Consider the following 16,655-nt stretch of genomic DNA (forward strand, 5'->3'; position numbering starts at 1 on the left):
CCTGTTTTTGGTTGTCTGTTTTTAACGATCGCCTGTTTTTGGTTGTCTGTTTTTAACGATCGCTTGTGAGTCCAATAGTCACTTTTAGCTGACTATTCTATTGCACCATTTTAGATGAAACAGTCCAGTAGGGTGTGTTAGCGCTAGCGTAACGCACCAAGACCCCTTATGTAGTGCCTTTGCGCAAGTCCTGACCGAATTAAATTGATAAATCACGTCTTCACACATCAAACCTTGTAGGGACTTTCCATGGAACGTCCCTACTGTGGTCTACCGTGCAGGAAAACTGCTGTATTAGGAAATGTTTTTCCAACTGTTCCCTGTTCCCTGTTCCCGATAACCTGATTAAATTAAGCTTCACCAGATGATTCACTTGTCACTAGAGGAGTATAGCGAGCCTGGCATTCTTCATAGGTAGGTGCTTTGGTCGCTTTTTCAGTGATTAGACGAGCGCCACCTTGACCAGTAAAGTAGCTCCAGGCCCACTGAATCATGACAATGAGTTGGTTATCAAACTCAATCATATAGTAGATGTGAATAAATAACCAGGCAAACCAAGCTAGGGGACCGGAGAAACGAATTGCTTTATACTGTACAACTGCTTGGTGACGACCAATAACTGCTAAACTACCGTAGTCAATATAGTGGAATGGCCGTAAGGTCTGATTTTTCAACCGTTTTTGAATCAGTTTCGCTACATAAAATCCTTCCTGCATTGCTGCTGGTGCAACTCCAGGTACTGGAGAGTCTCCCTGATGAGAGAAGTTAGCTAAGTCTCCAATGACAAAGATGTCAGGATAACCAGGTACTGTCAAATCTTCATTGACAAAAACACGACCTGCGCGGTCTAATTCTGCTCCTGTGCGATTAGATATTGCTTGAGAAACTGCTGATGCTTTAACTCCTGCTCCCCATAATATTGTGTGAGCAGGAATTTCTTGGGTTGTTTCTCCAGAACGAATGGTGACGATATCGTTTTCTATATTGGTCACTCGTGTTTTAGTCAACACTGTGACTCCCAACTTCTCCAGTTCTAGTTGTGCTTTGGCTGACAAAGCAGTTTTGAAAGAAGGTAAAACTCTTTCTCCGCTTTGGATTAAGTAAATTTGAGCTTCCCTAGTATTAACAGAGCGATATTCTTCTTTTAATTTAGTGTGCGCTAACTCTGCTAAAGCACCTGCTAATTCTACCCCTGTTGGACCAGCGCCAACTATTGCAAAGGTTAACAGTGCTTTTCGTTTTTCTGGATCTGATTCTTTTTCTGCAGCTTCAAAGGAGGCGAATACTCTACGACGCATTTCTAGTGCATCTTCTACTGTTTTTAGTCCAGGAGCTTTTTCTGACCAATCATTTCCGAAATAATTATGGCTAACACCAGTTGCCATAACTAATGTATCGTAATCTAGTTCTCGATCGCTCAAAATGAGTTTTTTCTGTTCGGGATTGACATCCACAACTTCACCCATCAAAACATGGGTATTTTTCTGTTCTGCAACTACACCGCGAAGAGGAGAAGCAATATCTCCGGGAGAAAGACTACCTGTAGCTACCTGATAAAGTAATGGTTGAAATAAATGGAAATTTCTTTTGTCAACCAAGGTTACTTTAACAGGTGCTTTTCCTAACTGCTTGGCAGCTTCTAACCCTGCAAATCCACCTCCAACGATGACAACATGATGAGGAGATTGATGTTTTTCCTGGTTTAGACTCATAGTTATTTCCCTCTTTCAACTGAGTAATTACTATTTAATAATAGTGACTTTTTTTAGCCTTTTAATGGTCGTTATATTGCAACCTTATTTTCAAAATATCACAACTTTTAAAAGGGTTTTAGTATCAAGAGTTACTTTTGCTTACTTTCAAAAAAAGCTCATTTCGTTATTGACAAAAATATGCTTTTTCGATATAATTTTAAACACAAAACAATCCAAAATTGATAATCAATTCAAATAATTATATTAAAAAAAACATAGTTTTTGCAAAGGTAAATATTTAAAACTACTGCTAATTAAAGAGATAATATATTTATTACTTGCAAGTTAGATGTATAGCAGAAGGAAGAAGGAAGAAGGAAGAAGGAAAATCTTACGTTGTCTGGGTTTTAAGTCGGTCCAGTAGGATGTGTTAGCGTTTGTGGAGCATTCCGCACCGAAAGCGTAACGCACTATCCCACAACACGCGGTGCGTGAGGTGTAAAATCGACCATTATTCCAGAAATGGTAAGGATGCCGTCACACACCCTACTTAATCTTTTGTTGACAAACAGTCTCTAAAAAAGAGTAACCAAATTCAGTCAAATGACCCTCTGTAGGTTACTCTTCTTTGGACTGACTCACTTATTTAGTTAAATTCCAGACAAATCTGCCAATTTTATCTATATAACCTTTTTTTCCGTCTACCCACACCTCTGCAATACCATTGGAGAACCCAAAAGCATTATCAAACTCTGGCTCAATAATCATCTCATTAAAAGCATTAATATAACCATACTTGTCATCAATTCTGACTTCTGCCAAACCTTCTGAAAAGTTGCCAGCAAAATCATATTGCGGTTGAATTACTCTGTTGCCAGAAATATCTATATAACCATACTTGTCATCAATTTTTACTGCTGCTAACCCTTCGGAGAATTCTTGATTAAAAACAAACTGTGGTCTAATAACCTCTCTACCAGTTTTATCAATATACCCCCACCTATCCCCAATTTTGACCCTCGCTAAACCATTGATAAAATCTCCAGCAAAATCATATTTTGCCTCAATTATCACTTTTCCAGTCAGATCGATATACCCATATTCATAAGCACTGCCAATTCTCACTGCAGCTAATCCATCAACAAAGAACCCGCGTCCCGTTTGTCCTCTATATTCTGGCTGAATCACTATTTTGCCAGTTTTATCGATATAACCCCACTTACCATCAATTGTAACTCGTGCCAGACCTTCTGAAAAATAGACCGCCTCTTCAAACTGGGGTTGAATTACCATTTCTCCACTTTTGTTAATGTAACCCCATCTCTGACCAATTTTTTTGACTGCCGCTAAAGATTGAGAAAAACGTACAACAGAATCAAATTCTGGCTTGATCGCTATTTCTCCTTTTTCATTAATATATCCCCACCTTTCTGCGATTTTGACAGCTGCTAATCCTTCTGAAAAGTTTTTTACCCGCTCGAATCTTGGGGAGATAACTATTTTACCCATCTTGTTAATAAACCCATATTTTCCGTTTTGCTGAATCGGAAATAATTTTCTTTGTTCTTTTTTTTTGACAGGTGATGCTGTGGGAGTTGGTGGTGGGGGTGGGTCAATTAATTCCTGAATTTCTTTGACAGCGCTACAGGATGTTAACCCTAAAAGAGCTAGACTTATAAATAAATATAGAGAGCGTTTCATTTTGTACAATTTTCCTCCAATTTCTAGTTAATTCTTTAACTTGTATAACTAGATTCAATATTCTTAGGTTTTGGTTATTTATACCATGTCTCATATCTATTAGACATCTCCGGAAAATAAATAAACCTTTGAATTAGGGTTTGCTGAAAAAGTATGAGTGGTAGGGGTAGGAGACAGGAGACAGGAGACAGGAGACAGGAGAAATTGGAATTTATAGGAGGTAGGAGCTAAGTTTTGTAAGAATGATTTTTCTGCCCAACTATGCGCCTAAAATACGCTCCTTTTTGAGCATAAAGAGCTGAAAAATTTGCACTTTTTAAAGGCTCCAAAAAGGCTTTACTCTGTATATGTCAATGCTTTTATATTTAATCAGAAAGCCCTAATTAGAGCGGTTAAGGAAAGAAAAACGCGCCCTAAAAAATCCTTTTTCGTGCCTTTTTTTGTAAAAATATCTTACTTGTTACCTTTTGCCTGTTACCTGTTGTCTGTTGCTTACTCCTAGAAAAAATCTATATCTCTTTCACACCTAAGTCTATTAGACATCTCTGAGGTCAGGACTTTCCATACAATGTCTCTAAAAAGCTTGCTCAAAAGGATTTATGTTAATTTGTGGAGATTTTTATTAGGAGAGAATAATTAACTATTTGAGGAAAGTTTAGCATTATTTAACAGCCACTTGTATTATACCAATTCCCATGCATTAATGCTATATTTAGGCAACAGTTCAGTTATTAAGTAATTAGCACAGGTATAATAATGTTTTTGCTAATTTTAGCAAAGTTAATGTTAATTACTCTTATGTTTACTTCTCCCCTACTCCCACTCCCCTACTCCCTCACTCCCCCACTCCCCTACTCCCCTCTTCCCGGAATACCTGCTTCGCATTTGAGTAGACGCTCAAGAATAGCGATCGCTTTTTGATCTGAAGCTTTGATAATTTTTTCTTCTACACCAATATTAATTAATTCCATTCCTAAACGGAGAAAATATGCTCGTTCTATTTGATTATTAATTTCTTGTTCGGTGATGCTTCCTCCACCATTTTCTATGTAAGATTTTGGCAGGTCTAAATTCAACATTTTGACTATTGATTTAACTACATATTGTTGCTCTGGTCGTGCTTTGGATAAAAGATTAATAATTGGTTGTTCCCAAATTAATTTCATATCGGTTTTACTTGCCTGATTTTGTAACCATACTTCTAAAGTTGAAACTGGTAAATCAATTGTTTTTTCGTCTACTTTTGCAAAGCTATGAGCTTCGATATAACTAATTTTTCCGTCTTGATTATAATCTGCTGAAGCTACTCTTTTTCCAGTACGACTATAACCACTTAATCCTGCAAAAAAACTGGAACTATAATCTTTATAATCTGCTTCGTTTACTTCTGGAGTGCAGCCCACTGAAGGTAAGGTTTTGATAGTAGCAAAAAAACCACAACGGTTCTGAAGTGCTATAGATCTATTGGGGTCGCCACCTTGATAAATAATATTAGCAAATGAGCCGGAAAAACATTGAGCCATCATTGTTACTACTGGAGTATTGTGGGGTAATTTATCTAGAGTTTGTGATAATTTTTTAACTGTTATAGGTCGGTATTCCCAAAGCATTAGAGCATTATTATTATCATTATTTTGGTTTTTTATACCATGACCTGTAAAGTAAAAAAATATAGGGCGACTAGATGTTTCTCTGGCAGCTTTTTGAAACCAATTAAGGAGATTTTTTAATGTTGCTTGGCCCTGAATATTAGGAATTTCTGGTACTTTAAATCGTTGTTTTCCTAATGCATCAATGTAGCGAATTGTGGCTTGCCCATCATTACCATTCGCAAAAAATGTTGTTGCTGTTAATGGGTTATATCCGATTTTTTCTAGGGTTCGTTGAAAGTAAAGTACATTTTTTTCAATGGCAATTTCATTTTGCGCTGGAGTACCACCTCCTCCAAATACTAAAAATTTTGGTTGTTGTCGATTAGTTTGACAATTATGAGTTTTTTGTTTGCTGGTTTTTGTGGAATTATTATCTGCTACTACTACTTGCTGCATGCTTCCAACTGCTAGAAATATTAATCCTAAAATCAGTTTTTTTATTGTGGATTTTTTTTGCATAATTTATAATATCTCAGTCTAGATTTTTTCCTACTTTATTTGTAAGCATTTCCTACGGAATGCTGTGCAAACAGCCGTCAGCTATCAGCTATCAGCTATGAGTTATGAAATTACTATTACAATGGATAATTAACAATTGATAATTGATAATTAATTCATTCGGCTTTATTGCCTCCCCTTTTAAGAGGAAAAAAGCGGTCTCCGGATGGCGAGGAAACCTCGCCATATCCAATCAACCAAGAGAATAAATAATATTTCCTGATATTCAATTCCATAACGGTTTTAACCAGAGGTAATTATCTATTATCAATTAATGAAACCGAAGGATCAATTAGTATCCAAAGAGAATTAAAACTTATGTTTGCGTAGCATTCCGCAGGAAATAAAAAGGTTATTAGCTAACTTTATTAAGTTATTAGGTTCAAAATATGTTTGCGTAGCATTCCGCAGGAAATGCTAATAGCTGAATGCTTACCTTTATTGTTCACAGAATATTTCTAAGAGCAACAATTAACCCCTGACAAACTCCTGTGAGAAAGTTTAAGTCTAAAGTTTCAAGAGTATCACTTTGTTGATGATAATTCGGGTTTCGCATATTGGCAGTATCAGTAATCATTATAGCGTTATATCCTCTATCCCAAAATGGAGTATGGTCGCTGCGACGAGTATCAGGCACAATTAAACCTCGATTTGGTACTGGCAAAAACTGACAATTAGTTCCTATTTTATTAAATTTTCTACTCATCCAGAACATATCAATAATGGTGAATAAATCACCAATTAATGCAATAAAATTACCCTGATTTGGATAAAAATATTTTAACCCTTTAGGATAACTTTGGGAACCAGGAGTAGAGTCACAATAACCGAGCATTTCTAGGGATATCATTAGTCTAAGTTGCTGTTGTTTTTGTTGGAGTTTTTCGGCATAATGCCGACTTCCTAAAAATCCATATTCTTCCATATCAAAAGCAACTAAACTAACTGGATATTTCAATGGTTGAGATGAAAATTCTCTAGCTAATTCTAGTAAAACTGCTACACCAGTTGCGTTATCATCTGCTCCTGGTGTACCTGGCACTGCATCATAATGAGCGCCAATTAATATTGGTGCTAAGTTCTGTTTTTTACTGTTATTAATAGAGGGTAAATTTAATACTAAATTTTGATGAGTTTTACCTGTTATCTGAAATTTATCAATTTCTACATTTCCCCACTGTGACAACTGCCGAGCAATATATTGTCTGACATAAAAATGCCCTCCTGATGCTAGATATGGGTCGCGATCGCGTACTATTTCATTCAGATGATTTTGTAATCTTGCTTGTAAATTAAATTTCATAATATCATGTCCGTTTAATCACACGATCATAAAGTTTTTAGGTGGTAGGTCATAGGTGTAAATTCAAAATCGAACACTGGAAACGAACCAAAAATTTGGGATATTTCTTCAAGATCGCTTATTGAGAACATTTTTATTATACTTAATCATCCGGACATGGTATGAGTACCCGTTCAAAATTAATTTAGGGAGTAGGGAATCAAAAATATACTTGTGTACTTGAGTAGTGGATATAAAAATAATTCTTCCTACCTATTTATAGCAGTCGTCATTACTGTATTTGACATATCAAAAGCTTAAAACTCAGACAACGCCAGATTTTTCTTTCCTCCTGATCTGCTAGATAACTAAACGCCTTCTTCCTTCTTCCTTCTTCCTTGCTCCTGATCTGCTAGATAACTAAACGCCTTCTTCCTTCTTCATTTTTGTACAACCAAACTAATACCAACCATGATAAATGTTTGCTACAAATAGCTAGGCTATTTATTAGGAGTAAACCCACCCCTCGCCCCTCCCCAACCCACCCCCGCCCCTCCCAGGAGGGGAGCTAGGAGGGTAACTCAGTCGGACAGAGTCACACGGGAATTGCTTGAATACCAGTTTGAACGGTCGTAAATTCTCTTTTTTGTCAAAGGAACATTTCCTGCAAAATCTTTTGATCGCACTTATTATTTGAACACATTCTTTTTTCACCCTTGGTATTATACCATTTCTCAAAAACTTTTCTACATTTTATTGAGCCGGGGAGCAGGGAAGTAGGGGTGTTAGCGGAGCTATGCGTCAGCAAACGGCCGTTTGCTTGCGCATAACTATCGTTAACGCCCGTACAGAAAAGTAAACATCAGAATAATTAAGATTAACTTACTAATAATTAGCAAAAAGGTGATTCTGTTTGTGTTAATTATTTAATAACTGAAGTGTTACCTAACTATAGAATTACTTTTAGGAATTAGTATAAAAATAGTAAACAGTCTAGTAAAGCAACCCAAGATGGGGAAAACAAAAAAGCTGAATGCTAATTTCCATCAAATAACTTCAAAGCTAAATCTGGTTGATCTGTAATTAACGCAAATACTCCTTGTTTAACAGCTTCAACCATTAATTTTTCATCATTAATCGTCCAAACATAGATATTCTGATTAATCAGTTTCATGCGCCAGACAAAACCAAAATTTATCAATTGATAATTAGGCGAAACAAAATCAGCTTTAGTTGTAAACAAACGAAATTCAGGAAAGATTTCTGATAATCGAGTAGCAATTAAATTTTTGGGTTTACTAAGTCCTAATAACAGCCCAGTTGTAATTTGATTATCTGCTTCTTTGACCGCAATAATAGCAGCATCAAGAAAAGATTTAATCACATAATCTGGATAATCTAAATATTTTTTGACTAAATTAACTATCTCCAATTCATATCCCACTTCTTTCAATTCAATATCAAGTTTAATTTTCCCCCGACACAACTTCAAAACATCTTTTAGCAATGGCACATCAAAACCTTTTTGCCGAGAAATATCCAAAAGTTGTTGATAACTCAAATCACTAATTTTCATCCCATCAATTGATTCATCGTGAAACGCAACAAATAAATTATCCTGAGTTTTTCTCACATCAAACTCCACCATTGGTACACCCAATTCAATAGCTTTTTCAAAAGAAGCTAAAGTATTTTCAAATTTCACCAAGCCAGATGCACCCCGGTGAGCAATAATTAATGGTTTAGTAGTCATTTTATTTAAAATTTCTGAGACTCAAACTTTGAGCTTGAGGGACTTGCAAATTATTAATATAAGTTGTTTTGCATTTAAACCATATATCCAATTTTTGTCAAAGGGAACAGGGAATATAGAATCTAAATGATTCTTAGCTTAAGACCCAATTTTTCGGTGAAAAATTCTATTCTGACTCCTGTCTTCTGTCTCCTGACTCCTTCTTCAATTTAGCTGTACTTTACGGCAACGAATTTCACGTTTAGTCAGGAAGACTTTATCTTTTTCCAAAAAGCTGGAAAATCATATAGGGGCTATCTGGCATTTCATCAATCATTACAATGCCTCCTCACCTATAGCTTCATCCTTTCCTTTTTCGGACTACCAGATTTTATTACCGAAAATTATCATAAGACATAGGAGTGAAAATCAAAAATAAAATCAATTCTTATCAATTACTTCTCCCTGTTCCCTGTTCCCTGTTCCCTGTTTCCTCTTTTCTGGAGATGTCTATAGAAAAAACTTCTGACTTCTGACTCCCTATTTCTGACTTAGAGCCCAGCGATAATCTTCCTTTTATCCCTAATGGTAGTCTAATCTAGAGCTGTCACTATATAGCTATGACAATGACAAATATACCTCCGAACCCACCTTCACGGTCAAGGCCAGTGGAACGTGATGAGTGGATTGCAATATTTGTAGCCTTAGCGACTCTTGGCAGTGTATTTTTCTGGACAACGACTAGAGGGAATGATGGGTTTAATCTATTCTCCAAACCTATTCTTTCTTTACCTAAATCTGAAATAGTTGATAGTCCAGATGTTAGTACAGAGGAGTCAATTTTTAGCTTAGGCACACCACAACTTAATACGCTGACTGGCGAACCAGAATCAAATTTTGGTCAAGCACTTTCTACTTCTGAAGAGTTAGAAACAAGTTTGGCTACTCTGACTCCTATTACTAATACTTTTGAGCAGTTAGAGACAAGTTTTAAAGGTTTGGCTCGAGCCAATACTGAGGCTGAGACAACACTAGAATTAGCCAAATCTCCAAAAGTCCCACAAGTTGGAAAGGGTTTGGCCACATTAGGTATTGGAAGTATCTTACCTGGATCTCCAATGGCAACTGCACCTTTGCCTCTGGCCCCTCCTATTCCTAGTTTAACAACAGAGTCACCCACGGCAGATTCTCCTTCTCCAGAAGCAGAAACTTCTGAGTCACCAGGGGTGAGTAAAACAGCAGATTCTCCTTCTCCAAAAGCAGAAACTTCTGACTCATCCACGGCAGATTCTCCTTCTCCAGAAGCAGAAACTTCTGAGTCACCAGGGGCGAGTGAAACAGCAACTTCTCCTTCTCCAAAAGCAGAAACTTCTGACTCATCCACGGCAACTTCTCCTTCTCCAGAAGCAGAAACTTCTGAGTCACCAGGGGCGAGTGAAACAGCAACTTCTCCTTCTCCAAAAGCAGAAACTTCTGAAATTCCGTTAGTCGGTACAGCAGCGCCATCTCCTGAAATATCTCCTATTGGCAAAATTAAATTTTCTGATGTTCCAGATAATTTTTGGGCCAGTAATTTCATTCAACCTTTGAAAGAACGTGATATTATTGCTAAGGTTGATAACGATAAATTCGAGGCAGATAAACCTGTAACGCGAGCCGAATTTGCTACTCAAATTCCTAAAGTATTTGAGGAAAAATTAACAGAAAGTGCTGTTAACTATAAGGATGTACCAGCAGATTCACCGACTCAAAAAGAAATTCAAACAGCTACTAAATCTGGTTTTTTGAGTGGGTATCCAGGAAATATTTTTCGTCCAGAACAAGAAGTACCAAGATTACAGGTATTAGTTGCTTTAGCTAGTGGCTTAAATCTGGAAATTCCATCAAATCCTGATCAGGTTTTAAGTATTTATCAAGACAAAGAAAAAATACCTGATTGGGCTAAGGAAAAAGTAGCAGCAGCTACTGCAACTGGATTGGTAGTAAATCATCCAGATGTAAAAATTTTGAATCCAAATAAACCTGCTACTCGTGCTGAAGTTACAGCGATGTTTTATCAGGCTTTAGTAAGATTAGGAAGGGTAGAACAGGTTTCATCAGAATATATTGTGACTCCGAAAAATTAAAATCGGCTGTCTTTTTTGATGAACAGTTTTTCTCTAAATATTTACCCTAAATAATCAATGTCTAAAACACCCGGTTTCTCCTAGAGACCGGGTTGCTAAATAGAAAGTTTAGATCGGCTGCAATGTTATATCATGTCCGGTTGAATACTTATAAATAAGGAGTCAGTAGGGAAGAAGAAGGAAGTTTTTCCTGAACGCTATTGAAGGGATATAATATTACTATTCATTTATCATACCAGGGGTAATCAATGTTGCCTCTAAAAACATATAGATAATTTTGGTATTAGAATTGCTCTGTTTTTCTCAAAACTTATTTATCTAATTGAGCGAGAAAATATATTATTATTGGTTTTGTTCTTACTTATTTCAACTTCGGTTATTCCTGATTCCTTTCCTACAGCATTTGTAAAATTATTTTTAACCCATGGTATAAGTTATCAGTAAATAAAAACTTGACTCTGGACAGGTAGCCAACCTAATAAAAATAATAATTAGGTAATTTAGTTGACTTAATTAGTTGATTAAGTGAATATTTTTCTTTAAAGTAATTGAGGACATTAAGATGGATTCAAAAGAATTAATTGAACGCTACAATAATGGAAAAATTGACTTCACAGGAGTAGATTTGCGGAAAGCTAACCTAGAGAGAGCTAATTTACACAGAATATGTTTACGGAATGCTTGCTTAAAAAAAGCTTCTCTCGAAAAAGCAGACCTACGAGGAGCTAACCTCAGAGGAGCAGACTTAACTGATGTTAGAATGAATCGTGCTTCATTGATAGATGCAGATCTAAGTGAGGCTCAAGTTAAAGGGTCGGCAGAATTTCGTGAAGCAGACTTTTACAGAGCAGACTTAACTAAAACAAATTTAAGTGGGGCTAACTTTCGTGAGGCAGATTTTCGGGAAGCTTCTTTGCGAGAGGCTTGTTTAGAGGGCGCTTCGTTACGAGAGACAGACCTGCGTTTGGCTTCATTAAGTGGAGCAAATCTCAAAAAAGCATCTTTGCGCAAGGCCAATTTATATAAGGCATCTCTAAGTCAAGCTGACTTAACTGAAGCTGATTTAAAGAATGTAGACCTAACTCATACAAATTTGCATGGCACAATAATGCCTGATACTAGGGTACATGAGTGAGAAATTTATCCATAACTAACCGATTAACTCTTCATACTCATTCTGCCGACTATAGTTACAATTTTGAAACATAATGACCGAAAAATTCTGGTCAATAACCTCCCCTTTTGAGAGGATAAAAAGCAGTCGTTTTGCTGGCGCACAACTCCGTTAACGCTGCGCGACATGTTTGCGTTTGCGCAGCATCCCGTAGGGAAGCATTCCGTAGGAAAAAGCGGAGCTTCCCGAAGGGTGGGATGGCGCAGGTTTCCTGCGCCATATCCAATGGACTAAGAGAAAAGAGAATATTCCATATTTCAAGCATCAGGCTTTCCTACGGAATGCTGCGCAAACAGCTAGAGGTACTGTTAACGCAGTTCCCACCTTAGGAGGCTAACTGATAACTGAAATGACTTGATGTTAAGACAATTTACAGTTATTAATTATTTAATATAGCAGGAAACAACGATGCGACCCCGCGTCGGTGGCAGACGCAAGGGAATGCGCACCAACAGAGGCAATATGGGGAAAAAGATTTTTCTGTCTAAGGTTCATCATCGCTATAATCATAAGGAATTAATGGCGTTGCACAGCGACGAATGATTTGAGATTTTTGATTGAATTGGATTGTGGATTAATCAATTGCTAGAATGATTAATATTAGATTTTTTTAGTCAAAGTCTAAACTAATTTTTGGCAATATCATTCCATAATGTGCAACCCCAAATTAATAACTGTTTATTGTTTTATAGCAGAAGGAAGAGGGAAAAAGGAAGAAGAAAAAATATTGTGTTTGATTCGATTGCTATATCTATATACATACTGATTTTTTAGATAGTAATTTATACTATTTTTGGCAATAAATAAGGAGCAAAAATTTACATAATTTACAATTTAATTATGTTATTAATTCTTGTCAATTTATTAGCATTCATGTATCAGGGAGAATCTTTATTTTGTTTTCCCTTTCTTTGTTTTGCTTTTCAGATTATATCATGTCCGGATAATCAGTGATCAAAAAACCTTCTCCCTTGGAACCTTTCTTTCCTTTCTACCTTCTGCCTTTCTTCCTCCTAAGTGTAAGTATTCAAGAGGAAATGATATTAGTTATTTGACTTCATTAATATGAAAATTTTAGATTATCTCTCCATAAAATCAAAATCTAATTGCTATAGAATTAATATTTAAACTTTATGCTCCAAAAAGTACAAATTTTATTATTACAACTAGCTGAAATGTTTACGACTCCCCTACTTTTTGTGGGGGATACTTATATATCTTTAAGTTTACTTTTAAAACTATGTTTATATCTAATTACAGTTATTCTATTCGGTAGAATCTTCAAAAATTTACTCAAAAAAGTATTTCTAGTAAAACTAGGTATAGATGAAGCTAATCGAGAGGCAATATCTACAATATTCAGCTATGGAGTGAGTATCCTAGGCGTGATAATTATTTTACAAACACAAGGTTTTAATGTCTCTTCATTAGCAGTTTTAGCCGGGGGTTTAGGTGTAGGTATTGGTTTAGGATTTCAGAATATTACTAAAAACTTTATTAGTGGTTTGAATGTACTGATAGAAAGACCGATAAAAATAGGGGATTTTATTGAATTAGATAATGATTTAGGTTTTGTGGAAGAAATTGGTTTGCGTTCAACTAGAATTAGAACATTAAAGGGTAGTCATATAATTATTCCTAATGGTGTCTTAATAGAAGGAAAAATACATAATTTAAGCTACGATAGTTTTAAAGGTAGGATTGAACTTGATATTTTTGTATCTGATGATAGCGACCCAGTATTAGTTACAGAAACGGTACTAATGTCAGCTTATATGGAACCTGTAGTATTACGAGAACCACCTCCAAAAGTTTTGTTTCTGGGGTTTCAAGATAACGCCTTTAAGTTTCAATTATGGGTATGGGTAAAGGAAATTTATAATCAACCAATTTATATGAGTTCTTTACGGTTTATTATCTACAATAATTTACATAAACAGGGTATTTTAATTCCTTGGGAGCATATTAAGATATACCTGAATAATACACAAGAATCACCACAGTTAGAATCATCTCAAAATACTGTTCTTCATGGACTAAGAAACCATCCGTCTATACCTAGTAAACCTCTATCAGCTCGGGATTTATTATTAGAAGTTGGTTATTTTAAAAATTTTACTGATGTTGAGTTACGAAAATTGATAGAAGTAGGGTATAGAAAACGTCTCAGAGCATTAAATATTTTATTCCATGAAGGAGACCCTGGTGATACTTTTTATATTATTCTTTCAGGTTCAGTAGAGGTCTTTGTTGAAAAAATTAATAAACATCTGACTACTCTAAAAGCTGGCAATTTTTTTGGAGAATTAGCTTTAATGTTAGGTATTCCTCGTACAGCTTCAATCAGGGCACTTGAAGATACAATTTTATTTGCCATTCATAAAAAAGGCTTTGAAAAAATATTACATGAAAATCCACAATTAGCAGAGATAATTGTACAATAATTGGGTAAACATCAAGAAGAATTATCTGAACGTCAAAATGAACTTAGAAGATTGGGATTAGTTGATGCAGAAGAAGATGATAAAAATCCTGTGGTTTGGGTTAGAAATCGTCTGAAAAATCTGTTTAATTTATAAGTAGGTTCTGTTGAACAAGTCTTAAGCATGAGGTTAGGGAACATAAAATACGAAAAACAGGTCTTCTTCAGAAAGAGGAATAAATTCTCTAATGAACACTTTATTAAAAATCTGGAAACAGAAAATATAAAGTAGTGCAATCAAAAAATACCCTACCTTCTGCCTTTTGTTGTTCTTTTTATTTATTGTGAATAGAATTATACCAATTTGATAAATTTTGATAAATGTTTGCTACAAATATGCAGGACTGTTGCTAGTAGTCAGTAGAAATAGCTTGAATCTCATTTATTACCCGAAAGTTTATCTTTTTCATCAAATAGACATCCAATCTAAAGTCTTTTACTTGGTGCTTATTATTCATAACATTCTTTTTTTTTATTGGTATAATACCAGTTTGATAAATATTTGCTACAAATAGGTAGGCTATTTCTTAGGAGTCAACCTACCCCTCGCCCCTCCCCCTCCCAGGAGGGGAAGTCAGGAGTCAGGTAGGGGAACCGTCGGATTGGCGAGGTACAGAATAAATGGTTTTGCTATCATTTTTTAGGTCGTAACTTATCTTTTTTATCAAATAGACATCCCATATAAAGCCTTTTAATCACCCAAATTATTAGTAACATTCTTTTTTTTTATGGTATAATACCAAGGGTGAAAAAATCATGCCTAAAAAGAACTTCTCTAATCCTATAAGCCACCTATTTCGATAGTGTTTCCTTGTTCCCCGATCTGTTTATTACTTCTTAATTCTTTCTTACTGATACTATTTGTAACAAACACTTATCAAATTGGTATAATTAAATAACTTTGAGGGAGAAGGGAATAGAAGCTTTCAGATTAAGAACTTTACTTTTTGTTGAAAATATCTTTAATTCTCTCAATTGTACGCTGATTTTCTTCAGGAGTTCCTACCGTAATTCTTAAACCACCACCTGTATGACGAATTAAAGTCCCATGATTTTTAAGTTGCTGCATCAAATTATTTAAACCTTCTTCCTGAGACAAATTTTCTCCTAATAAACTCAACCCTTTATCTGTAAGTCTGGCATAAAAGAAATTAGCCGTACTTTCCCAAACTTGTAGAGCTGAAATTTCCCTAAAACTATCAAATAACTTAGTTCTTTCTGTCAAAATTTCCGGTATAAAAGATAGAACATCTTGTCTGTGGACAAGCACTAATTTAGCAGCAGCTTGAGAAAAACTTGGTAAATTATAAGGAAGGCGAACTTTTTCCAAATTAATAATAACTTCTGGATGAGCGATCGCATATCCTACCCTGAGAGAAGCTAACTTAAAGGCTTTAGAAAATGTTCTTAAAATCACCCAATTAGGATGTTTATTTAATTGTTCAACTACAGTAGTCTGACTAAACTCAAAATAGGCTTCATCAATTACTACCATAATTTCTTCAGGCAAACTAAGTAACCATTCTAATTCTTTAGCAGTTAAAGCATTAGCTGTAGGAGAGTTTGGATTAACAACAAATACCACTTTTACAGTTGAATTGTTTGTTTGATTAATAGCATCCTGAGCTGCAGAAATATCTATTTCAAAATTTGCCTCATTTCTACCAACATTAACTATGGAAATACCAAGAGTTTTGGCAAGAATAGAATACATAGAAAAAGTAGGAGTAGCAGTTAAAATAGAACCTTCTCCACCTAAACAAGTAGCAATTAAAATAGAACGAATTAACTCATCTGAGCCATTACCAACAGAAATATTATCGGCAGAAATATTAGCCGATGGAGTTGCTTCATTCACATATTCAGCTATAGCTTCTTTAAGTTGGAAATGACTGCCATCTGGATAACGGTTTGTTTCAATTAATTCTCGATAATTTCCAGCTAACTTTTGTTTTAAATTATCTGGTAAATCATAAGGACATTCATTAGTATCCAGTCTATCTAAAGGAATTTCTGAACTGCCACCAGGATGAGGTGTATAAGCTTTAAGATTACTAAGGTCTGAACGAATAAAAGGTAACATAAATTTTTTAGAGTTATTTTTGTTAGAGTTATTTTTGCATCCTAATTAGGGTTTGCTGAATAAGTCTTTTAGTAGGGGTAGGAGACAGGAGACAACCCACCCCTCACCCCTCCCAGGAGGGGAAGACAGGAGACAGGAGAAATAGGAATTTAGAGGAGGTAGGAGTAACAATTGTAAGAATGATTTTTCTGCCTAAGTCTTGCCTAAAATACTAACTTTTTGAGCATAAAG

12 protein-coding genes and 1 pseudogene are annotated in these 16,655 nt (G+C 35.5%); 7 read left to right on the forward strand and 6 right to left on the reverse strand.

All coding sequences use genetic code 11. The features are described from left to right. Positions 1-350: 350 nt before the first annotated feature. From F6K18_RS34335 to F6K18_RS34350, 4 genes are all read right to left on the reverse strand, one after another. Positions 351-1,712, reverse strand: a complete 1,362-nt coding sequence (locus F6K18_RS34335; RefSeq protein ID WP_287527594.1) for an NAD(P)/FAD-dependent oxidoreductase — start codon at positions 1,710-1,712, stop codon at positions 351-353. A 624-nt stretch (positions 1,713-2,336) separates the two neighbouring features. Beyond that, positions 2,337-3,395, reverse strand: coding sequence for a WG repeat-containing protein (locus F6K18_RS34340; RefSeq protein ID WP_287527595.1), 1,059 nt, complete (start codon positions 3,393-3,395; stop codon positions 2,337-2,339). Between the two features lie 851 nt (positions 3,396-4,246). Next, positions 4,247-5,506, reverse strand: coding sequence for a caspase family protein (locus F6K18_RS34345; protein WP_287527596.1), 1,260 nt, complete (start codon positions 5,504-5,506; stop codon positions 4,247-4,249). Between the two features lie 484 nt (positions 5,507-5,990). Beyond that, positions 5,991-6,848, reverse strand: coding sequence for a M20/M25/M40 family metallo-hydrolase (locus tag F6K18_RS34350; protein WP_287527597.1), 858 nt, complete (start codon positions 6,846-6,848; stop codon positions 5,991-5,993). Between the two features lie 425 nt (positions 6,849-7,273). Between F6K18_RS34350 and F6K18_RS34355 the strand changes: the two genes are divergently transcribed. Next, a complete protein-coding gene (locus F6K18_RS34355) occupies positions 7,274-7,399 on the forward strand; it encodes a hypothetical protein (protein ID WP_287527598.1) in 126 nt (41 codons plus the stop codon). 464 nt (positions 7,400-7,863) lie between these two features. Here F6K18_RS34355 and F6K18_RS34360 read toward each other — a convergent pair whose 3' ends face one another. After that, a complete protein-coding gene (locus tag F6K18_RS34360) occupies positions 7,864-8,580 on the reverse strand; it encodes a glycerophosphodiester phosphodiesterase (RefSeq protein WP_287527599.1) in 717 nt (238 codons plus the stop codon). A 217-nt stretch (positions 8,581-8,797) separates the two neighbouring features. On the opposite strand from F6K18_RS34360, the pseudogene F6K18_RS34365 reads away from it, so the two are divergent. From F6K18_RS34365 to F6K18_RS34390, 6 genes and pseudogenes are all read left to right on the forward strand, one after another. Then, positions 8,798-8,929, forward strand: a pseudogene (locus F6K18_RS34365) (IS1 family transposase); the annotation flags it as partial. Positions 8,930-9,179: 250 nt separating this feature from the next. Further along, a complete protein-coding gene (locus tag F6K18_RS34370) occupies positions 9,180-10,685 on the forward strand; it encodes an S-layer homology domain-containing protein (protein WP_287527601.1) in 1,506 nt (501 codons plus the stop codon). Between the two features lie 562 nt (positions 10,686-11,247). Next, complete coding sequence (locus F6K18_RS34375) at positions 11,248-11,820, forward strand: pentapeptide repeat-containing protein (RefSeq protein WP_287527602.1); 573 nt, start codon at positions 11,248-11,250, stop codon at positions 11,818-11,820. A 447-nt stretch (positions 11,821-12,267) separates the two neighbouring features. After that, positions 12,268-12,402 (forward strand): hypothetical protein, encoded by a 135-nt coding sequence (locus tag F6K18_RS34380; RefSeq protein ID WP_287527604.1) that lies wholly within the window; start codon positions 12,268-12,270, stop codon positions 12,400-12,402. Between the two features lie 590 nt (positions 12,403-12,992). After that, positions 12,993-14,303, forward strand: a complete 1,311-nt coding sequence (locus F6K18_RS34385) for a cyclic nucleotide-binding domain-containing protein (protein WP_287527606.1) — start codon at positions 12,993-12,995, stop codon at positions 14,301-14,303. Continuing rightward, entirely contained in the window at positions 14,304-14,438 is a 135-nt protein-coding gene (locus tag F6K18_RS34390) for a hypothetical protein (RefSeq protein ID WP_287527608.1), read from the forward strand. 843 nt (positions 14,439-15,281) lie between these two features. On the opposite strand, the gene F6K18_RS34395 is transcribed toward F6K18_RS34390, so the two are convergent. Then, entirely contained in the window at positions 15,282-16,424 is a 1,143-nt protein-coding gene (locus F6K18_RS34395; RefSeq protein ID WP_287527611.1) for a histidinol-phosphate transaminase, read from the reverse strand. Between the last annotated feature and the right edge of the window lie 231 nt (positions 16,425-16,655).

The sequence above is a fragment of the Okeania sp. SIO2C2 genome (genome assembly GCF_010692625.1).
GTDB lineage: Bacteria > Cyanobacteriota > Cyanobacteriia > Cyanobacteriales > Microcoleaceae > Okeania > Okeania hirsuta.